Annotated in this window: 19 protein-coding genes and 1 tRNA gene; 11 read left to right on the forward strand and 9 right to left on the reverse strand. The window is 59.5% G+C overall.

Annotation, left to right across the window (positions count from 1 at the left end; genetic code table 11):
• The first annotated feature begins 117 nt into the window (after window positions 1–117).
• From E3E27_RS02085 to E3E27_RS02105, 5 genes are all read left to right on the forward strand, one after another.
• Window positions 118–2316 (forward strand): elongation factor EF-2, encoded by a 2199-nt coding sequence (locus tag E3E27_RS02085; RefSeq protein WP_014789755.1) that lies wholly within the window; start codon window positions 118–120, stop codon window positions 2314–2316.
• Window positions 2317–2431: 115 nt separating this feature from the next.
• Window positions 2432–2953, forward strand: a complete 522-nt coding sequence (locus E3E27_RS02090; protein WP_167773270.1) for a hypothetical protein — start codon at window positions 2432–2434, stop codon at window positions 2951–2953.
• Between the two features lie 185 nt (window positions 2954–3138).
• Window positions 3139–4425: a translation elongation factor EF-1 subunit alpha gene (gene tuf, locus E3E27_RS02095; RefSeq protein ID WP_014789757.1), complete on the forward strand. Its 1287-nt coding sequence runs from the start codon at window positions 3139–3141 to the stop codon at window positions 4423–4425.
• 49 nt (window positions 4426–4474) lie between these two features.
• Complete coding sequence (gene rpsJ, locus E3E27_RS02100) at window positions 4475–4783, forward strand: 30S ribosomal protein S10 (protein WP_012571711.1); 309 nt, start codon at window positions 4475–4477, stop codon at window positions 4781–4783.
• 16 nt (window positions 4784–4799) lie between these two features.
• Window positions 4800–4886 (forward strand) — tRNA-Ser (locus E3E27_RS02105).
• Between the two features lie 224 nt (window positions 4887–5110).
• Here E3E27_RS02105 and E3E27_RS02110 read toward each other — a convergent pair.
• A complete protein-coding gene (locus tag E3E27_RS02110) occupies window positions 5111–7012 on the reverse strand; it encodes an aldehyde ferredoxin oxidoreductase family protein (RefSeq protein ID WP_167773271.1) in 1902 nt (633 codons plus the stop codon).
• Between the two features lie 163 nt (window positions 7013–7175).
• On the opposite strand from E3E27_RS02110, the gene E3E27_RS02115 reads away from it, so the two are divergent.
• Complete coding sequence (locus E3E27_RS02115; RefSeq protein WP_167773019.1) at window positions 7176–7352, forward strand: hypothetical protein; 177 nt, start codon at window positions 7176–7178, stop codon at window positions 7350–7352.
• A 21-nt stretch (window positions 7353–7373) separates the two neighbouring features.
• Here the strand turns inward: E3E27_RS02115 and E3E27_RS02120 are convergent, their stop codons facing one another.
• Complete coding sequence (locus tag E3E27_RS02120; RefSeq protein WP_014789760.1) at window positions 7374–8213, reverse strand: class I SAM-dependent methyltransferase family protein; 840 nt, start codon at window positions 8211–8213, stop codon at window positions 7374–7376.
• Between the two features lie 127 nt (window positions 8214–8340).
• On the opposite strand from E3E27_RS02120, the gene E3E27_RS02125 reads away from it, so the two are divergent.
• Together E3E27_RS02125 and cas4 are read left to right on the forward strand one after the other, a co-directional pair.
• On the forward strand, window positions 8341–8676 hold the full coding sequence (locus tag E3E27_RS02125; protein WP_167773704.1) for a hypothetical protein: 336 nt from the start codon (window positions 8341–8343) through the stop codon (window positions 8674–8676).
• A 162-nt stretch (window positions 8677–8838) separates the two neighbouring features.
• Window positions 8839–9480: a CRISPR-associated protein Cas4 gene (gene cas4, locus E3E27_RS02130; protein WP_014789762.1), complete on the forward strand. Its 642-nt coding sequence runs from the start codon at window positions 8839–8841 to the stop codon at window positions 9478–9480.
• 4 nt (window positions 9481–9484) lie between these two features.
• On the opposite strand, the gene E3E27_RS02135 is transcribed toward cas4, so the two are convergent.
• Both E3E27_RS02135 and E3E27_RS02140 read right to left on the reverse strand, forming a co-directional pair.
• The gene (locus E3E27_RS02135; protein WP_167773272.1) at window positions 9485–10360 is read right to left on the reverse strand and encodes an MBL fold metallo-hydrolase; all 876 of its coding nucleotides are present in this window, start codon (window positions 10358–10360) and stop codon (window positions 9485–9487) included.
• Window positions 10361–10431: 71 nt separating this feature from the next.
• Entirely contained in the window at window positions 10432–10611 is a 180-nt protein-coding gene (locus tag E3E27_RS02140) for a hypothetical protein (protein WP_014789764.1), read from the reverse strand.
• 140 nt (window positions 10612–10751) lie between these two features.
• On the opposite strand from E3E27_RS02140, the gene E3E27_RS02145 reads away from it, so the two are divergent.
• Both E3E27_RS02145 and E3E27_RS02150 read left to right on the forward strand, forming a co-directional pair.
• Window positions 10752–12056 (forward strand): 2,3-diphosphoglycerate synthetase, encoded by a 1305-nt coding sequence (locus E3E27_RS02145; RefSeq protein WP_167773273.1) that lies wholly within the window; start codon window positions 10752–10754, stop codon window positions 12054–12056.
• Window positions 12053–12934 (forward strand): 2-phosphoglycerate kinase, encoded by an 882-nt coding sequence (locus E3E27_RS02150; RefSeq protein ID WP_014789766.1) that lies wholly within the window; start codon window positions 12053–12055, stop codon window positions 12932–12934. Before E3E27_RS02145 ends, E3E27_RS02150 begins: the two co-directional genes overlap by 4 nt.
• Here the strand turns inward: E3E27_RS02150 and E3E27_RS02155 are convergent.
• From E3E27_RS02155 to E3E27_RS02165, 3 genes are read right to left on the reverse strand one after another with little or no spacing between them, the layout of a single operon-like run.
• The gene (locus E3E27_RS02155; RefSeq protein ID WP_206204797.1) at window positions 12909–14435 is read right to left on the reverse strand and encodes a metallophosphoesterase; all 1527 of its coding nucleotides are present in this window, start codon (window positions 14433–14435) and stop codon (window positions 12909–12911) included. The genes E3E27_RS02150 and E3E27_RS02155 overlap by 26 nt on opposite strands.
• A 5-nt stretch (window positions 14436–14440) precedes the next feature.
• Window positions 14441–14848 carry a cyclic nucleotide-binding/CBS domain-containing protein gene (locus E3E27_RS02160; protein WP_014789768.1) on the reverse strand — a complete coding sequence of 136 codons (408 nt, stop codon included), beginning with the start codon at window positions 14846–14848 and terminating at the stop codon, window positions 14441–14443.
• A 41-nt stretch (window positions 14849–14889) separates the two neighbouring features.
• On the reverse strand, window positions 14890–15699 hold the full coding sequence (locus tag E3E27_RS02165; protein ID WP_167773274.1) for a class II glutamine amidotransferase: 810 nt from the start codon (window positions 15697–15699) through the stop codon (window positions 14890–14892).
• Between the two features lie 63 nt (window positions 15700–15762).
• Between E3E27_RS02165 and E3E27_RS02170 the strand changes: the two genes are divergently transcribed.
• Window positions 15763–16635, forward strand: a complete 873-nt coding sequence (locus tag E3E27_RS02170) for a type I restriction enzyme HsdR N-terminal domain-containing protein (protein WP_167773706.1) — start codon at window positions 15763–15765, stop codon at window positions 16633–16635.
• Here the strand turns inward: E3E27_RS02170 and E3E27_RS02175 are convergent.
• Together E3E27_RS02175 and E3E27_RS02180 are read right to left on the reverse strand one after the other, a co-directional pair.
• Entirely contained in the window at window positions 16632–17624 is a 993-nt protein-coding gene (locus E3E27_RS02175) for an AIR synthase family protein (protein WP_167773275.1), read from the reverse strand. The two genes, E3E27_RS02170 and E3E27_RS02175, sit on opposite strands and share 4 nt — an antisense overlap.
• Window positions 17625–17715: 91 nt before the next feature.
• Window positions 17716–18894 carry a cell wall-binding repeat-containing protein gene (locus E3E27_RS02180; RefSeq protein ID WP_167773276.1) on the reverse strand — a complete coding sequence of 393 codons (1179 nt, stop codon included), beginning with the start codon at window positions 18892–18894 and terminating at the stop codon, window positions 17716–17718.
• Between the last annotated feature and the right edge of the window lie 31 nt (window positions 18895–18925).

Raw genomic sequence — 18925 nt, forward strand, 5'->3', positions numbered from 1 at the left:
AAACCTTAAGTAGTTTGAACGTCCGGAGCGCCTCTCCATTTCTCCTCTGGGAAAGATTTATAACCGGCCTTCTTAAGTGAGTGGTGAACAAGCTCATCAGGTTAGAAGGTGGTGTAAATGGGAAGAAGGGAAGAGATGATTGCGAAGATTAAGGAGCTCATGACCCAGCCCGAGAGGATCAGGAACATGGGTATCGCCGCTCACATTGACCACGGTAAGACGACGCTGAGCGACAACCTGCTCGCCGGTGCTGGAATGATAAGCGAGGAGTTAGCTGGAAAGCAGCTCGTCCTCGATTTCGACGAGCAGGAGCAGGCGAGAGGAATTACCATCAACGCCGCCAACGTCTCGATGGTCCACAACTACGAGGGCAACGACTACCTCATCAACCTCATCGACACCCCGGGTCACGTTGACTTCGGTGGTGACGTTACCAGGGCAATGAGAGCCATAGACGGTGCCATTATAGTTGTAGACGCCGTCGAGGGCGTCATGCCCCAGACCGAAACAGTTCTCAGGCAGGCCCTGAGGGAGTACGTCAAGCCCGTTCTCTTCATCAACAAGGTTGACCGTCTCATCAAGGAGCTCAAGCTCGGCCCGAACGAGATACTCAACCGCTTTGCCAAGATAATTACCGACGTCAACAGGCTCATCAAGAAGTACGCCCCCGAGGAGTTCAAGAGCCAGTGGATGGTCAAGGTCGAGGACGGTAGTGTCGCCTTCGGAAGTGCCTACTACAACTGGGCCCTCAGCGTCCCGTACATGAAGAAGACCGGCGTTTCCTTCAAGGACATCGTCGAGCTCACCAACGCCGGTGACCTCAAGACCCTCCGCCAGAAGGCCCCGCTCCACGTGGTCGTTCTGGACATGGTCGTCAAGCACCTGCCGAACCCGCTCGAGGCCCAGAAGTACAGGATCCCGCACCTCTGGAGGGGTGACGTGAACAGCGAGGTCGGCCAGGCCATGCTCCGTTGCGACCCGAAGGGGACCATGGTCATGGTCGTCACCAAGATAATCCTCGACAAGCACGCCGGAGAGGTCGCCACCGGCCGTGTCTGGAGCGGTACGGTTAAGACCGGCCAGGAGGTCCACCTCATAAACGCCAAGAGGAAGGCGAGAATCCAGCAGGTCGGCATCTACATGGGTCCCGAGAGGGTCAACATGGAGGCCGTTCCGGCAGGGAACATCGTCGCCGTCACCGGTCTGCGCGATGCCATGGCCGGTGAGACCGTCTCCACCGAGAAGATAGAGCCCTTCGAGGCCCTCCACTACGCCAGCGAGCCGGTCGTTACCGTCGCCATCGAGGCCAAGAACGTCAAGGACCTGCCCAAGCTCATCGAGGCTTTGAGACAGCTCGCCAAGGAGGACCCGACCCTGCACGTTAAGATCGACGAAGAAACCGGCCAGCACCTCCTCAGCGGTATGGGTGAGCTCCACCTCGAGGTCAAGCTCGTCAAGCTCAAGGAGGACTGGAAGCTCGACGTTGAGGTCAGCCCGCCGATCGTCGTCTACCGCGAGAGCGTCAGCAAGATGAGCCCGATAGTCGAAGGAAAGTCCCCGAACAAGCACAACAGGTTCTACATCACCGTCGAGCCGCTTCCGGACGAGATATACCAGGCCATCAAGGACGGACTCATTCCGGAGGGCAGGCCGAAGGACCCGAAGGCCGTCGCCAAGAAGCTCGCCGAGCTCGGCATGGACTACGAGGTCGCCAAGGGTATAGTGGACATATACAACGGCAACCTGTTCCTCGACAACACCAAGGGTATCCAGTACCTCAACGAGGTCATGGACCTGCTCGTTGACGGATTCCACCAGGCCATGGACGAGGGACCGCTCGCCAAGGAGCCGGTCATGAAGGTAATGGTTCGCCTGCACGACGCCAAGATCCACGAGGACAACGTCCACCGCGGTCCGGCCCAGATATACCCGGCCATCAGGGGAGCGATACAGTGCGCCATGATGAAGGCCCAGCCGGTGCTCTACGAGCCCTACCAGAAGGTCATCATCAACGTGCCCTACGAGTACATGGGTGCCGTCAGCAGGGAGATCAACCAGAGGCGCGGCCAGCTCATAGACATGCGCCAGGAGGGCGAGGTCATGATAATCATCGCCGAGGCGCCGGTTGCGGAAATGTTCGGGTTCGCCGGGGCGATCCGTGGAGCGACCAGCGGAAGGGCCCTCTGGAGCACCGAGCACGCCGGCTTCAAGCGCGTCCCGAACGAGCTCGCCCAGCAGATCATCAGGCAGATACGCCAGAGGAAGGGCCTCGACCCGAACCCGCCGAAGGAGCAGGACGTCTGCCCGCAGCAGTGAGGGCTTTTGCCCTTCCATTCTACTTACTTTCTGGGCTTTACGGCCTTGATACAGTGTCGCTTAATTCAACGCCTCCCCCGAAAGCCTCTTAATTTCTAACGATAATATCAGCTTCATGAGGACACGAAGGAAGGTGCTCTCCGTTGGAATTCTGATAGTCATTGGGATTTTACTGTTCGTCCCGTGGCCAGGGAGGGTGTTCTACGAGCACTACTCCTATTTCTGGTGGGGGCCGTCAACACCCCTGGAGAAGGTGGAGTGCAAAGCTGGAACTGCACCCTTCGAGTTCGTCAGGGATATCAGCTATGAAAGCTGGAACGTGAGCGTGAACAGGTCTGACGGGATAGAAACGGTGGTGGCGGAGAGGAGTTTCCTCTCGAACGATGGATACGGAAGGACTTACCAGCGGCTCGTCCTGGTGCGAAAGGACGGTCGCTTGGTGGAGGTCAGATACACCTCGAGCACCGGTCCCTCGGAGAATGCCTACAGGGAAATCTGCCATACCCTTGAAAACGGCACGAGGGAGTGCGGGCTGGTTCTCACGGTGTATGACCTCGAGGGCAGGAGGGAGGAGAGGTTCACCATCTACTACACCCTCTGGGACTACCTCAGGAAATGCAGGCTGAAGGGGGGCTGAGGTTTACATTTTCCTGTTCAAACCCCCGTAGTTAAGTTTTTAAACCCGCTTCGTAAGTTAAGCACGGAACTCATGAGGCCTCCCCGAGAAACGGCGGGTTTCCCGCCCGAGGGGGCCGAGGTTCGAAAGATTTAAAAAGCCATCCTAGTCAATGAGGCTAGACCAAAATTTGGAGGTGTATGAAAATGCCGAAGGAGAAGCCGCACGTTAACATAGTCTTTATCGGACACGTCGACCACGGAAAGAGCACCACCGTTGGAAGGCTCCTGTTCGACAGCCAGAACATTCCGGAGAACATTATCCAGAAGTTCGAGCAGATGGGTGAGAAGGGTAAGTCCTTCAAGTTCGCCTGGGTCATGGACAGGCTCAAGGAGGAGCGCGAGAGGGGTATCACCATCGACGTCGCCCACACCAAGTTCGAGACCCCGCACAGGTACATCACCATCATCGACGCCCCGGGCCACAGGGACTTCGTTAAGAACATGATCACCGGTGCCAGCCAGGCCGACGCGGCCGTTCTTGTGGTTGCTGCCACCGACGGTGTCATGCCGCAGACCAAGGAGCACGCCTTCCTTGCCAAGACCCTCGGTATCAACCACATCATCGTCAGCGTCAACAAGATGGACATGGTGAACTACGACCAGAAGAAGTTCGAGGCCGTCGCCAACCAGGTCAAGAAGCTCCTCATGATGCTCGGCTACAAGGACTTCCCGATCATTCCGACCAGCGCCTGGGAGGGCGACAACATCGTCCACAAGAGCGACAAGATGCCCTGGTACAAGGGCCCGACCCTCTTCGAGGCCCTCGACCAGATCCCGGAGCCGCCGAAGCCGGTTGACAAGCCGCTCAGGATACCGATCCAGGACGTCTACTCCATCAAGGGTGTCGGTACCGTCCCGGTCGGCCGTGTCGAGACCGGCAGGCTCAAGGTCGGTGACGTCGTCATCTTCGAGCCGGCCAGCACCATCTTCCACAAGCCGATCCAGGGTGAGGTCAAGTCCATCGAGATGCACCACGAGCCCATGCAGGAGGCCCTTCCGGGTGACAACATCGGATTCAACGTCCGTGGCGTTGGTAAGAACGACATAAAGCGCGGTGACGTTGCCGGACACACCACCAACCCGCCGACCGTCGTCAGGCCGAAGGACACCTTCAAGGCCCAGATCATCGTCCTCAACCACCCGACCGCCATCACCGTCGGCTACACCCCGGTCCTCCACGCGCACACCCTCCAGGTGGCAGTCAGGTTCGAGCAGCTCCTGGCCAAGCTCGACCCGAGGACCGGTAACATCGTCGAGGAGAACCCGCAGTTCATCAAGACCGGTGACTCGGCCATCGTCGTCCTCAGGCCGACCAAGCCGATGGTCATCGAGCCGGTCAAGGAGATCCCGCAGATGGGCAGGTTCGCCATCCGTGACATGGGCCAGACTGTCGCTGCCGGTATGGTTATCTCCATTCAGAAGGCCGAGTGAAGGCCTTCTCTGACTTTCCTTTACTTCCTGAATCTTAGGAGGGACGGAAATGCAGAAGGCAAGGATTAAGCTCGCGAGCACCAACATTAAGGCCCTCAACGAGGTCACCGACCAGATCAAGCAGATCGCCGAGAGGACCGGCGTTAGAATGAGCGGTCCGATACCGCTCCCGACCAAGAGGATAAGGATCACCACCAGGAAGAGCCCGGACGGGGAGGGCACTGCCACCTTCGACAGGTTCGAGCTCCGCGTCCACAAGAGGCTCGTTGACATCGAGGCCGACGAAAGGGCCATGCGCCAGATCATGCGCATTCGCGTTCCGGAAGATGTCACCATCGAGATCGAGCTCATCTCCTGATTCCTCTCCTTTATGCGCCGGGGTAGCCTAGCCTGGGAAGGCGCGGGCCTGGAGAGTCCGTGGGCGTTAGCCCGCCAGGGTTCAAATCCCTGCCCCGGCGCCAAACAAACTTTACCTGCGCAAAGTTTGATCAAAGTTTGTATGTCCTTTTTAAACTCGTAATTTTCCAAGTAGTTTAGCCCAAATCGCTGTTTTCAATGTTTCACTGTACTTGGCGCTCTTCGAGCGCCTAAAAATGGGAAACCTGTTAAAAAGCCTGTTTTTCAATGAAACTCAGCTTGCACGCATCTCTAACTTCCAACAAGGGGCAAAAGAAAAGGGCAAGAATCAAATCCCCGCCCCGATGTCCTCAGCGATGTCCGGGAGGTCGAGGGCGATGAGCTTGGCCTTTGTGGGGATTCCGTCCCTGCTCCAGCCGCGGGCCTGGTAGTACTCGTCGAGCATCCTGTCGAGCTCCCAGGGCGGGACGTGGAGGCCCTTGCTGACACCCTCCGGAATCGGCTCCCACATGATCCTGTAGGGGAGCGTGTCGTCCTTCCTGGTGAAGCCCTCGCGGACGTTGAAGGCCCTGGCGATGTTCATTATCCTCTCGCCGATGACCATCAGCTCGGCTTCACCGATGTTCATGCCGGTGACGGCCTCAACGAGCGGCGGGAAGCCCTCAAGGAAGTACATGTGCCTTGAAAACTTACAGACGCCGGTGGCGTCGTAGATTGCCATGAGGTTCTCGTGGAAGGCTATCTCAAAGCCCTTGTTCTCGCCCTTGGTCCTGTCCACGCCGTTGAACTTCCACCACTTTCCAACGAGCTCGGTTCCGTAGGCACCGCTGGTGAGGTGGTCGGCACCGCGGACATTCACAGCAAATGCCAGTGCCATTCCCTTTATGCCGCGGACGTCGTAGGCAGGCGGCTCCATGCCCTTGACGTGGAGGGCGAACTTCTCGCTTCCCCTTCCGAGCCTCTCGCTGGCCCTCTTGACACCATCGGCGAGGAGCTTTCCGAGGTTGCCCTCGCGGTAGGCCATCTTCTTGAGGGCCTCAACTGCGGCCTCGCCGTTCCCGAAGGTCAGCTCAAGGCCGTCAGCTTCCTCTTTGGTGAGAAGGCCTCTCTCGTAGGCCTCCATGGCCCAGGCGATAGTGACACCCGCTGAAATCGTGTCGAGGCCGAGCTCGTCCGCGAGGTAGTTGAGGTAGGCAACGGTTTCGAAGTCGTCGAGCTCAAGGACACCGCCGAAGGAGTAGAGGGTCTCGTACTCGGGACCGTCCGTCATGAAGGTGCCCCAGCGCTCGCTCTCGACCTTGATGTACTGGCTGCAGGGCTTGTTACAGAGCGGGCACGGCCTCCTGCCGGCGCGGTACTTCGGCGCCCAGAAGTAGGGGTCTATCTCGATGTGCTCCCTGCCCTCCTCCTTGGCCCTCTCGTAGGCCTTCTTGAAGAAGCCCATCTGCCAGTTCCTGACCGGGAAGGTTCCGCGCTCGCGGTTCATCCAGTCGAGGAACTCGCCGCTCCCGTACTCCATGTCGGCCTTGGTGGCCGGGTGGTCCTTAAAGACCATCGCCCACTCCTTTATCAGCTCGCGGAGCTTCTCGGGCTGGGCTATCGGTACCTTCTTGGTTCCCTTGACGAGGATTCCCTTGAGCTTCTTGCTTCCGAGAACTGCTCCGGGGCCGCCCCTACCGGCCTGCCTGTCGTCGGTCTCTATCGTGGCTATCCTGCTGAGGTTCTCGCCGGCCGGGCCGATGAAGGCCGTTGCGAAGCCGGGGTACTCTTCCTTTGCCTTCTTTCTGGCCTCGCCGGTGGTGAGGCCCCAGTACTCCTTCGCCGGGACGAGCTTAACCTCGTCGTCCTCTATGACGAGGAGGACGGGCTCTTCACTCTGCCCCTCGATGATGAGGACGTCGTAGCCGGCCTTCTTCAGCTCCTCGCCCATCTTGGCCCCGGCCATCGAGCGGCCGTAGGCACCGGTGAGCGGGCTCTTGAAGTTGAAGGCCGTCTTCGAGCCGGTTCCAATGCCAGTTCCAACGAACAGGCCTGGGGTAATTATCATCTTGTTCTCAGGCCCGAGTGGATCAGCTCCAGCTGGAACCTCGTCGTAGAGGAGTCTCGTTCCAAAGCCGACGCCGCCGAGGTACTTCCTGGGGAACTCCTCCGGGAGGGGTTCCACCTTTATTTCCCCGGTCGTTAAGTTAACCCTCAGAATCCTGCCCCAGTAACCGCCTTTCGCCTCCATACCAGAATCACCTCGAAAGATTTTCGGAGAGGAAAATATAAGGCCTTCGCAAAAGGAATCGTTTCACACCACCTGTCAGGTTAAGTTCATCTGTTAAACGCTATGGAACCCTTCGGGACGGGAGGGTCAAGGTTTTATCTTTAAAGAACCAAAGGTATCACCGGTGGACACGATGGAGGGACTGAAGGCCTGCAAGAACTGCCGCTGGTTCGGTGCAATCGATTCCTATTTCCCAACGCAGGGAATATGCAGGAGGCACATGAAGACCGTCCACATGAACTTCGTCTGCGACGACTGGGAGCCGCTTTGGGGCTTAACCGGTAAACCCCACGGCGGTTAGACTAATCGGATCATCTGGAGTCTATCGCTTGAACACCTTCACATCGATCACGACGTGCCAGACGCCGGGGGCGTAGCGTTTGATTACAAGCTCGTTGAGCTTTTCAACCTCATAGCCGTGTTCCCTCGCGATCCTCTGGAACGTCCCGAAGGGTTCCTCCGGCATCAGCCTCTCCGGCACGGTGTTGTGGTAGTGGATTAGGGCCCCGTCCTTGGCTATGCGCAGGGCCTTGGGAATGAACTCGTGGGTTTTCACCACGTAGCCCATGAGAACCCTGTCAGCTATGTCCTCCCCTGGAAAGTCGCGGTTGTCGATGTTGTAGGCCGTCATTCTGTCCCACACGCCGTTCAGCTCGATGTTCTCCACCAGGAAGCGGAAGGTGTAGGGACTTTTTTCTATGGCGATCACCCTGGCTCTTCCGTGGACGGCCATCGGAAGGCTGAGGTGGCCGATTCCGGCGAACATGTCCACGACCAGCTCGCCAGGCCTCGCGACCTTGGCCATTCTAACCCTTTCCTTGACGTTGGCGGGGGAGAACATTACCCTGGCCGCGTCGAGCTTGTACTTTACCCCGTTCTCCACGTGAACCGTCACCGTGTCCCCACCGTAGAGAACCTCGTAGTTGGTCTCCCTGAACTCGCCGCCTATTCTGCCCTTCCTGAGGACTGTTTTAACGCCGAGAACTTGGGCGTAGACCTCGGCTATCCTGTGCTTGTAGGGCTCGAGCTCCGGCCGAAGCGGGAGGATCAGGACGTCCCCTATCTGGACCCAGTGCTTTGGAAGCATGCCGACTAACTCATAGGGAAGCTCGCGGGAGAGGATTTCCCGTATCCTGGGCTTTATCACCTGTGTCCTTACCATCGGCCTTACTCAGCCCGGAAACCTTAAAAAACCTTCCCCCGTCATTTCGGCAAAAAGCGATGAGAAAGCCTTAAAAACCCAAAGAACGAATTTAAGGCGAGAAATCCTTCGGAGGTCGATGACCGATATGGAAGAGGAACCTTCGAATAGTTGGTTCTCTCGCCTGTTCAAGCCACGTGAGAAGCCCGCCTTTCTTGAACAGAAGCTCAGCAGGGAGGCCTACGAGGATTACCGGAGGCTTCTGATGCGCGCCAGGCCCGAGGTGGACGGTTCCAAGCTCACCCTAAGGCTTTCAGACGGGACGGTCGAGCTTGAGGACGGGGTTCTAAGGGTGAAGGCCCGAAACCGGAAGACCGCGGAAAAGATACTCCGCAACCTGCACCACTACGACCAACCCCCAAGCCTCTGGCCTGCATACGGGCTGAGCTACTCGATCAAGAGGAAGAGGAGAATGATCCTTTGATTTCCCTCTTCTCCCAAAGGTTTAAATGCTGGGTCTGCCTTAACCTTCAGAGCGGATGACGACCCTTGCCCAGCCTGAGCTGTGATGACGTCGGTATTAGCTGACGCGGGGGGCGGAGAGGTTCGCGGGCCAATGACCCGCCCCGTCCTCGGAGGGGAGGAGATGATCAAGAACAACGGGAACGGTGAAAACGACGGGTTCGTTGAGTTCTACGCGAGCGAGGCCTTAGTCTGTCCTCGAAGGATATACTTCAGGCTCAAGGGCTACCCCGAGAGGTGGCCCGAGTTCGTTAAGGTGAGGCTCAACCAGGGGATAAACACGCACAACGTCCTTGGCGAGATCCTTCAGAAGCGCTTCGGCTTCGAGCTGGAGAAGCACCTCGTTCTTCGCTCTCGGAAGCTCGGCTTCGAGATACACGGCAGGATAGATGCGATCGGCGAGTTTCCCATCGAGATAAAAGGCAAGACGAGCGTGCCTAGCAGGCCCTACGACTACCACTTGGCACAGCTCAACATCTACATGCGCTGGGCCGAGGCCGATTACGGCTACCTCTACTACGTCAAGCTCCACGAGGAGCCAATGAAGATTATAAGCAAGATAGACTTCTCTCGCTTCCCCATCGTCAAGGGGCCGAACTTCAGGGCCTTTGAAGTGCCCTACGACGGTAAGCTCTTCAAGGAAACCCTGAAGCACTTCTACGTGGTCAAGAAGGCCTACGAAAAGGGAAAGCCCCCCAAGGGCGAGTACTCCTACGCCTGCCGCTTCTGCCCCTACCGCTACCTCTGCTACCCGGACGAGGAATAGGCATTCATTCCGCCCTCACCCATCTGAGCCCCCTCTCAACCCTCGCCCCGACGTTCCCCTCGTTGTAGAGCTTTGCTATGAATGCCCTGAGCGGAACGAGGTTCAGGGCGAGCTTCTGGGGCGTCACATCGACCCCGTAGTGAACCATTATCCTGAAGGCAAGTTCATCGGGGCTCATCGGCTCTTTGAGGAGCTCCAGGATCAGCCCCTCGATTTCTTCAACGCGCTTCACGTTGAAGCTGAGGAGTTCAAGCGCTTCCTCGCCCCTCACCGCCTTCCCGTGGGAGGGGATCAGGAGAAAGCCCTTCTCTGCATAATTCTGTAATTCTTCAATTGAGGTTTTAAATAAGTCGGGGTCCACGAGGTACGGAAGGCCGACGGCCTCGAGAACCCTCTCGCCGAAGAACGCATCACCGGCGTAGAGGACGCCGTTCTCCTCGTCCAAGAAGCCCGTCATTCCGGGGGAGTGACCGTTAAGCTTGACTGCCCTCAGGTCGAAGAGCTCATCACCCCACTCGAAGACGGCGTGAACCTTGACCTCCCCGGGGAAGTGGTAGGCGAGGAAGCCCTCAGGTGCCCTCGAGCCGAAGGTGAGGATCTCACGGTTGAGTGGGCTTTCGGCTATGGAGAACTCGAAGCGGTGGGTGAAGAGCGGCGCGTCCAGCCTGGGCGCGACGGCGACGTGATCCGCGTGACCATGTGTCGCGAGCTGGGCCTTAAGTCCAAGCCCGAGCTTTTTGATCTCCCTGTTAAGGTCCTTGTGCCTCCCGCTCCCGTGGCCGGGATCGATGAGGACCGCAGAGTCCTCGAAGACCTTTACAAGGGTCGAGGGGCTGCCAGGATAAAGATAAACCGAGTCGCCGAGCTTCCGAAGGGCCATGACATCACCGTAGAAAGTTGGAGCGGGAGAATATAAGATCGTCGATAGAAGGAAAAAGCGGGAAAGAGGCATCAGACGTGCCTCGGGTAGAGGGTCTTCTTGCCCTCGTCCTTGGCCCTCTTGACGGCCTTCTCGATGAGAACCTTGAGCTCGGCCTCGAGGGCCTCGTAGAACTCGGGGTTGATTCTCATCTCGGGGTCGATGGCCTTGACGGCCTCCTTAACCTTGCTCTTAACTATCATCTCGGCCATTTCGAACACCTCCTTTCGTGGCACCGCGAGGCGGTTGCCAATGGTTTTATCGCGCCGGGGTTTATAACCCTTCCTAAGCCCCCATGTCAAGGGCTCCAAAAGGTTAAATCCACGCACGCCCAAGGTCCAATGGTGGTATCATGGTCGGAAAGCTCGTCCTGATCGATGGAGAGCACTATCCAGACGTCACAGCTTGGGCCGTGGAGAGACTTGGAGACGTGTGCTGTGCGGTCTTCCTTGGGGGAGGGGAGAAGATCGGCGACATTGGCGAGGTGGAGAGGAGGCTCCAGATTCCCGTGTACCGTGGGGACGATTACATCTCCGTGCTGGAGAAGGCAATTGTGGAGAACGGAGTGACGGAGGTCATCGACCTGAGTGACGAACCCGTTGTGGACTACGAGATGCGCTTCAGAGTAGCATCGCTGTGCCTCAGGCTCGGCGTGGCCTACAGGGGGGCGGACTTCCTGTTCGCCCCGAGGGAGATGAAAAGGCCACCAAAGCCCAGCATCGCGGTCATAGGGACTGGAAAGAGGGTCGGGAAGACCGCCGTCGGCGGCTTCGTGGCGAGGACGCTGAAGGAGATTTCGCGGCCTCTCATAATCACGATGGGGCGCGGGGGACCGGAGAGACCGGAGGTGGTCGATGGCGAGAGCTTCGAGCTGACCCCCGAGTTCCTCGCGGGACTCGCGAGGCAGGGCCGGCACGCTGCTTCGGACCATTTCGAGGACGCCCTCACATCGAGGGTGACGACGATAGGCTGCAGGAGATGCGGGGGAGGAATGGCGGGATTTTCCTTCTTCGACGTGGTGGACGAGGCGGTGGAGATGGCAAAGACGATGCCCCACGACCTCCTGATTTTCGAGGGGAGCGGTGCCAGCTTCCCGGCCTATCGGGCCGGGGCGTACATCACGGTCACCAGCGCCCTTCAGAGGGAGGAGTATCTCAGGGGTTACTTCGGCCCCTTTAGGCTGTCGCTGGCTGACCTGGTCGTGGTCACGATGGCAGAGGTTGCCGGACGGGAGAGGGCCGAGAGGGTCGCGAAAATTGTCAGGGAGGTGAATCCTATAGCCGACGTCCACCTCGTCACCTTCAGGCCGAGGCCCCTCGGCGACGTCTCTGGGAAGAGGGTTGCCCTGGTCATGACGAACGGGCTGGGCATAGAACCGGCCAGGAGGCACCTCGAGTCCCTGGGTGCGGAGGTTCTTCACGTCTCCCCGAACCTTTCGAGGAGAAACCTTCTGAGGAGGGACCTGGCGTCGTTCAGGGGTGTTGATGCCGTTGTGGTGGAGCTGAAGGCCGCGGCGGTGGACGTGGTAACCCTCTGGGCCCTCGAAAACGGCCTGGAGGTAATCTACTTCGACAACGAGCCGGTTAACGTGGACGGAAAAAGCCTGAGGGAGGCCGTGCTCGCCCTGGGACGCTCCGTGCTGGGGGGAGGAAGATGATAATCGTCACCGATCCCGAGAGGAAGATGCGCCTGCCCTTCTCGAGGGGCATACTGACCCGCTCGATCACCCTGGCCGGGGTGGACGTGGGGGTGGCGTACATAATCGCCACGGAGGTTCAGAAGGAGCTCAACGAGAAGGGCCGCAGGCTCGTGACGACCGAGGAGATACGGGAGCTGACCTACAGGAAGCTCATTGAGCACGGCCTGGAGGAGGCGGCGAGGCGCTACCTCTTCTGGCGCCAGCTGAGGAGGCTCAAGGTGCCCATAACGATACTCCTTGGAGGAGCCACCGGTGTCGGAAAATCCACGATAGCCACGGAGCTGGCCTTCAGGCTCGGCATAAGGAGCGTTATCGGAACGGACACGATAAGGGAGGTGATGAGAAAGATAATCGCGCCGGAGCTACTCCCTGATATCCACGCCTCCTCGTTCCTGGCCTGGAGGACGATCCACGCGGAGGGCGGTGGCGGTTCACCCCTCATTGAAGGATTCAAGAGCCAGGTCAAGCACGTCTCCGTCGGCGTCTCGGCCGTCCTCGAGAGGGCCTACAAGGAGGGCTCGAACGCCATAATCGAGGGCATACACCTCGTCCCGGGCTACGTCGAGCTGAGGGAGAACAGCTTTATGTACGTGATAACCGTGGGGAGCGAGAGGGACCTCGAGGCGAGGTTCTACGAGAGGGCGCGCTACAGCAAGAGGTCCGCCGACTACTACCTGGAGCACCTGGAGGAGATACTGGAGATACAGGAGTTCATAGTCGAGAGGGCGAGGGAGCACGGCGTGAGGGTCATAGAGAACGTCGAGCTCGAGAAAACCGTGAACGCGATAATGGAGGACCTGATGGAGCGCCTCAGGGAGAGGATCGGGAGGGGGTGAATGGCCCCTTTGTCTTCCATATCCCCACGAGCCTGCCCGAACCCCAGGTGGCCTGCACCTCGAAGGCGACCACCATGTCCCGGTAGACGTCTATCACGTTGAAGCTGTTCCCGAAGGGGTTCCTGTGGAGCTCCCAGCTTATGGAGCCGGCGTTGATGATAGGGGTTTTCTCCACCTTGACCCCGAAGGCGTTCCCTCCGTGGCCGGTCAGTACGAGGTTCGCCCCGGCGCGTGTGAGGACCCTGAGGACGTCCCCGGCGTCCTCGAGGAAGCCCAGCTCCCTGCTCCTCGGTATCGGGACTATGTTGTGGTGCATCACCACCACGGTGAACCTCTCGGAGTTCTCCAGCAACGCTTTCTCGAGCTCCCTCTGCCCTATCCGTCCGACGACACCTATCGGCGTCTCGTACTGGGCGCTCACTACAGGGATAAACGTGAAGTCCCCGATCTCCTTGACCTCCGGCTCACCGAAGTACTCGGTGAAGAGGTCGTGGCCGAGGTAGGTTATGTCGTTGTGGCCCGGGACAATGAGCTTCTCGGCCCTGATTTTCTCGTAGAACTCCACGGCCCTCTCGTAGTAGCGCTCTATGCCCATATCGACGACGTCGCCGCAGTGGACGACCAGGTCCGGGTTCAGCCTCTCGTTGATGGTTCTGATGGCGTTCTCGAGGACCTTGCGCCGGAAGTAGGCCCTGTCAGAGACGTTGCTCTCGCTGACCTGCACCACCCTGAGGAGTCTCTTCCCCCTTGGGACGAAGAGCTTGGGCCTAACCGGACGGTGCTCCCTGCGCTTCACTTCCCGGGTGACGCGCCTCACCTCTACCTCCACCCTTCCGTCGTCGTGCAGGGTTATGACGTTGTAGCTGTTCACGTCACCCCTTCTCGTTTTCCTGCAGGAGGCGCAGCCGGCGTTGTCCACCACCAGGTCCTCCACCCGGTAAACGTTCGGCACGTGCTTGTGGCCGCAGGTGTAGAGGGTAACCCCGTGCCTCAGGAGGAGGTCGAGAACATCGCCGGCGTTGTAGAGGACGTTCCTCTCCCTGCCGGTGTCGGGGAGGGGGATCAGGTGGTGGTGGGCGGCAACTATCTTGAACCTCCTGTCGGAGTACTCCTCAAGCTTTTCCTTGAGCCAGCGGAACTTGTGGCCACCGACGCGCCCGTCGCTGAGGTCCGGGATCGTGGAGTCCACCCACACCACCACGCCACCCTCGAACTCGAAGACCCCGTTCAGCGGACCGATGAAGCGCTCGAACAGGGCATAGCCGACGTTCCTGACGTCGTGGTTCCCCGGGACGACAACGAGGGGCTTCCTGATCTTCCTCAGCTCGTAGCTCGCCCTCTCGTACTCCTCGCGGAGGCCGTTGTTGGTCACGTCCCCCGTGTGAATGACGAAGTCAAAGTCGCCGCGGTTTATCTCGTTCACTATGAGGTCGTAGGCGTAACCCTTGTATGCGCTCTCCCCCGTTACGTGGGTGTCACTTATGTGGGCTATCCTTATCATGGCCATCACTCGGCCGCTATGGCCGTCTCAAGCTTTCTCCGGCTCGCCGCGAGGAGATCGCTCAGGCTGAATATCCCCACGATCTCCCCGCCCTCCTCCACGAGCACGTGCTTGATGCCCTTCTTGGCCATCAGGTCCAGGACCTCCCGGAGGGGGGTGTTCGAGTCCACAGTTATCAGCTCGTCGCTCATTATCTCCCTCACCGGCGTGGTGTTCGGGAGCCCGGGGATTACCACGCGCCTTATCACGTCGCTCTTCGTGAAGAAACCCACTACCCTCCCGGAGTCAACGACGACGAGGGAGCCTATGTCGAACTCCACCATCACCTCGCAGGCCCTCTTCACGCTGTCCTCGGGCTCTACCCCGATGAGCTTTCGGGTCATGTAGACCTTCACGGGGGCCTTCATTTCCATGGGATCACCGGATTGACTTGGGGAGCATGGTATATAACGTTTCACAGGTGCATCCTCTTGACCTCAAAGGAACCCTCGTCCAGGGTAACGTGAAAGGCCGTCTCGTTGGGGACCACCTCGTAACCTGCCCCGTGGTACAGCGCCAGCGTGGAGGAGGCGACGGCGAAGAGGTTCTCCCCCTCGAGCACGAGAAGCTTGGCGTAGTCGTAGTCCGCCGGATTGCTAAGGTACCCGTCGCTCATTCTGGCCGTGACGAAGGCGCTGAAACCTTTTCTCGAGTCGTGGAACAGGGTGACGGTGTTGAAGATCGACCTGGTGTGCCCCTCTATCGTCCGGTAGTGGACGAGGAGGTCGCTCAGGCCAACGCTCGGGAGCCTTCTGCAAAGGTAGGTGGCGAAGGCGTAGGTGTCGGAAACGTTCTCCAGCTCTCTCGGGTTAAGCTCGGCCAGCTCGAGTATGGCCCCCTTGTCCAGGTCGCCGTTGTGCATCAGCCAGAAGGAAAAGCCCCTCCTCGTCGAGAAGGCGAAGGGCTGGACGTTGTAGAGGCTCCTGTCCCCCTGGGAGGCAGCCCTCGCGTGGACCATCAGGGCCACGAAACCTTCAAGCTCCCCCTCCAGGGACTCGACGGCTCTGTCGTCCTCGAAGACCGGCCTGAGGGACCTGTAGTGCCTCACCGAGCCGTCCTTCAGAAGGACGTAGCCCCAGCCGTCCGCGTGTTGCCTCTTCCCGTTCCTCCTCTCGCGGTACGGGTCGTGCCGCGCGGATTTGACGAGGGCCCGGAGGAGCGGCCGTATCTCACTTCCCTCACCGACTGCAAAGAGAATCCTGCACATCTGGTTCACCGTTCCCATTTGGGATACCCTCCCAAAAGCTTTTAGGTCACGGGGAGGCATTTCAGTTGTTGGGTGCGGTTCATGGAGGGGCTGAGAAAAGCGGCTTCACGGGTCAAACTGAAGATCAAGTCCCACCGTGGCCTCTACGTCAAGAACGAGGAGGCGGTGAAGCAGCACCTCATAGGCGAGATTTTCCAGGCTCTCGGCTGGGACTGGAACAACCCCGAGGAGGTAAGGCCGGAGGAGAGGACCGAGGACGGCAGGGCGGACTACGCGCTTATCCTGGACGGGGAGGTCTTCGCCTACGTCGAGGCCAAGAACCTGGGCGTGAACGTTCTCAAACGCGATGAGCCGCTTCGCCAGCTGGCGCGCTACTGCTTCAACTCCGGCGTCAGGTACGGCGTCCTCACCAACGGCGCCGTGTGGATAGCGGTGAAGGCCTTCGAGGAGGGCTCAAGACTCAGGGACAGGGTACTCTTCACGGCCGACCTGGAGAACGAGCCGCTCGAGAAGGCCGTCCTCAAGCTGTCCCTCCTCTCGAAGGATAGGATACGTGATCTGGAGAGACTGGCCTCACTCCTCCGTGCACTCGAGCTGAGCTTCTCCGGCCTCAGAAGGGAGGGCTACCCGGGCGAGGCGCTGGTCGAGTACCTCCTCTCAGGAGAAAGCCCCGGCGCCGTCCCCCTGACAGAGCTGACGGGAAAGGAAAGGCCAAGGGCCGCGTACGTCCACGACAACGGCTGGAAGCTCCTGCCCCTGCCCGAGCGCAGTCTCAGGGGTGTCCTCCTCGCCGTTCTGCTTTACCTTGAGAAGACCTCTCAGGGGTACGAGCGGGAGGAGGTGAGGAAGGCCTACGAGCACCTCCTCAGGGTCCCCGTGAGCCAGGAAACGGCCCTCGAGGTGCTGAGGAGGATAGAGGAGGAGAAGGGCCTGAGGATCTCGGTGGAGCTTTAGACGACCTTCCACAGCTCGTCGCTCTCGGGCCTTTCAAGGGGCCTTTCCGTACCGTTCTCGACGATGACCCTCGTCCCCGCGTCGTCAAGGAACTCTCCGATGACGGAGGCGTTTATGCCCTTCTTCGCCAGGGCCGCGAGGATTTCCCCGGCCTTCTCCCTGGGGGCGGCTATGAGGAGCGCCCCCGAGCTTATCAGGGCCAAGGGATCGAGGTTGTAGAACCGGCATATCTCGAGGGTCTCCCCCCTGATGGGTATCCTCTCCCTGTAAACCCGGAAGCCCAGGCCGGCAGCATCGGCCATCTCGTGGAGGCCGTTGGCGACCCCTCCCTCCGTCGGGTCGTGCATCGCGTGGACTCCAACCGAGTTGGCGGTTAGGGCGTCTTCAACGACGCTTATCATCTCGATGAAAGAGCGCGCCCTCTCCACGATCTCCCTTCCCAGGACCCCCTCCAGTTCCTCACCGCGCTCGCTCGCTATTATGGCCGTCCCCTCCAGGCCGGCCCACTTGGTGAGGATTATCGCGTCTCCCGCCCTGGCCCCGTTCGAGGTAACGAGCTTTTCCCTCTCGACCTCACCGAGCATAGTTCCAACGACTATCGGCCTGTCGAGGCCCGGCGTTACCTCCGTGTGGCCTCCGACTATGGCAACGCCGAGCTTGAGGGCGCTCCCGTGGAGCTCCTCCATTATCCTCTCCAAGAGCCCCTCGTCCGAGTTCTCTGGCAGGAGGATCGAAACAAGGAACCACCTCGGCTTGGCTCCAAACGTGGCCACGTCGTTGGCGTTGACGTGGACGGCGTAGAATCCTATTCCCTTCTCCGCCCCGGTTATCGGGTCCGTCGAGGCGACGAGAACCCTATCGCCGAATTCTATCGCGGCGGCATCTATTCCCGGGCCAGAAGAAACCAGAACCCCGTCGTCCCTTGCCCCCAGCCTGTTGAACACGAACTTCCCTAGCTTTTCCGGTGGTATCTTGCCTGGCGGAAGCATGGTGATCCCCTCTTTTTCCTTCCGTCCCCGATAACGTGGACGGCCTTAAATTCTTTGCCTCGAGAAGAAAAAGAGGCCTAGAAAGGGGAGTTCACGGTGCGGCCCATCTTCCATGGTCCGGAAACCTTATCTGCTCCCAGAACTTGCCCTTCCCGTGGGTGTAGGCCTCCATAAGCTCCCTCCTTATCTGCGTCATCAGCGAATTGACGACGTCGTAGTCGCCGTTTTCAACCGCGGCCTTCAGCTGCTCCAGCAGGGCCTTCAGCCCGGTCACGTCAATCCCTGCCCTTTCCATCACGGCCAGCTGTCTCTCGACGCGGTAGATGAAGGTCTCAGCCCGCATCGCCGGGTCAAACCTGAGCTTCACCTCCCACTCCTTGGAGGCGATCCTTATGACCACCTCGGCGTGGGCCTTGGCGGCTATGGCCTGTCCGTAGGCCCTCCAGTAGTTCCCGGCCTCGTAGGCTTCCTTCGCACGCTCGAGCTCGGCCTTTGACAGGTTGAGCATCCTCTCCGCCAGTATTTTCTTCTCCTCCGGCAGAGTGACGTTGGCGAGGAGTCCCTCAGCCGTGCTTATCCTCGCCTCGCTGACGTTGATGGCCTCAAGGGCCATATCGGGTGTCACGTTCACCTCCACCTGTCGCACCTTCGTTCTGCTCTCGAGCTTCAGCATTATCCTCTCCGCTATCCTCTCGGTGACGCGGCTCCTGATGATGGTGACATTGGCGTTTCCAACCCCCAACCTGACCATTATTCTAACCGGATCGGTGGTGTTGTTGGCGAACACGATTATCCCCCTGGTCCTCAGGGCCTCCCGGAGGGCCTCCCTGATCGCGCCCGTGTCGTTTCCGGGAACCATCACCACGCTGTTCTCAAACCTGAGGCCCAGTCTGCTCGCGTTCTCGAAGACCGCCAGGTTGGTCTCGTACCTGTTCTTGCCCCACCAGCGCTCCACCGTTATGTTCAGATCCTGGAGGTCGCTCACGTACTCCTCCACGACTGCCTCTGGGCCCCCTATGATTATCACCCTGTCAGGCCCGTAGCCCATGACCTCCGCGGTGACGTTCGGGTCGTAGGTTCCCCACGTCGTCGTGACAACCACGGCCCCGGTCAGATTGGCCAGGTACTCTGCCAGGGCGCAGTCGGCCTCGTTGTCGCTGACCAGGATCACCGTCACGGCCGCCTCGCCGGCCCTCACCCCGGTGAGGGACACCGTCGCCGCCAGCATCATCAAACCGAAGAGCACTGCGATAACTTTTCTCCACGCCATGGCTCCTCACCTCAGTCTTCTCTATGAAACG

The organism is Thermococcus sp. MV11 (assembly GCF_012027285.1).
GTDB classification, from domain to species: Archaea; Methanobacteriota_B; Thermococci; order Thermococcales; family Thermococcaceae; genus Thermococcus; species Thermococcus cleftensis.

Excerpts from the sequence above, each read along its gene's own strand:
- E3E27_RS02120 (WP_014789760.1), bottom strand. The coding sequence starts at position 8,213 with ATGGTAAGGACACAGGTGATAAAGCCCAGGATACGGGAAATCCTCTCC.
- rpsJ (WP_012571711.1), top strand. The coding sequence starts at position 4,475 with ATGCAGAAGGCAAGGATTAAGCTCGCGAGCACCAACATTAAGGCCCTC.
- E3E27_RS02090 (WP_167773270.1), top strand. The coding sequence starts at position 2,432 with ATGAGGACACGAAGGAAGGTGCTCTCCGTTGGAATTCTGATAGTCATT.
- E3E27_RS02165 (WP_167773274.1), bottom strand. The coding sequence starts at position 15,699 with ATGGGAACGGTGAACCAGATGTGCAGGATTCTCTTTGCAGTCGGTGAG.
- E3E27_RS02135 (WP_167773272.1), bottom strand. The coding sequence starts at position 10,360 with ATGGCCCTTCGGAAGCTCGGCGACTCGGTTTATCTTTATCCTGGCAGC.
- E3E27_RS02180 (WP_167773276.1), bottom strand. The coding sequence starts at position 18,894 with ATGGCGTGGAGAAAAGTTATCGCAGTGCTCTTCGGTTTGATGATGCTG.
- E3E27_RS02125 (WP_167773704.1), top strand. The coding sequence starts at position 8,341 with ATGGAAGAGGAACCTTCGAATAGTTGGTTCTCTCGCCTGTTCAAGCCA.
- E3E27_RS02140 (WP_014789764.1), bottom strand. The coding sequence starts at position 10,611 with ATGGCCGAGATGATAGTTAAGAGCAAGGTTAAGGAGGCCGTCAAGGCC.
- cas4 (WP_014789762.1), top strand. The coding sequence starts at position 8,839 with ATGATCAAGAACAACGGGAACGGTGAAAACGACGGGTTCGTTGAGTTC.
- tuf (WP_014789757.1), top strand. The coding sequence starts at position 3,139 with ATGCCGAAGGAGAAGCCGCACGTTAACATAGTCTTTATCGGACACGTC.
- E3E27_RS02170 (WP_167773706.1), top strand. The coding sequence starts at position 15,763 with ATGGAGGGGCTGAGAAAAGCGGCTTCACGGGTCAAACTGAAGATCAAG.
- E3E27_RS02175 (WP_167773275.1), bottom strand. The coding sequence starts at position 17,624 with ATGCTTCCGCCAGGCAAGATACCACCGGAAAAGCTAGGGAAGTTCGTG.
- E3E27_RS02085 (WP_014789755.1), top strand. The coding sequence starts at position 118 with ATGGGAAGAAGGGAAGAGATGATTGCGAAGATTAAGGAGCTCATGACC.
- E3E27_RS02145 (WP_167773273.1), top strand. The coding sequence starts at position 10,752 with ATGGTCGGAAAGCTCGTCCTGATCGATGGAGAGCACTATCCAGACGTC.
- E3E27_RS02155 (WP_206204797.1), bottom strand. The coding sequence starts at position 14,435 with ATGATAAGGATAGCCCACATAAGTGACACCCACGTAACGGGGGAGAGC.
- E3E27_RS02160 (WP_014789768.1), bottom strand. The coding sequence starts at position 14,848 with ATGGAAATGAAGGCCCCCGTGAAGGTCTACATGACCCGAAAGCTCATC.
- E3E27_RS02110 (WP_167773271.1), bottom strand. The coding sequence starts at position 7,012 with ATGGAGGCGAAAGGCGGTTACTGGGGCAGGATTCTGAGGGTTAACTTA.
- E3E27_RS02150 (WP_014789766.1), top strand. The coding sequence starts at position 12,053 with ATGATAATCGTCACCGATCCCGAGAGGAAGATGCGCCTGCCCTTCTCG.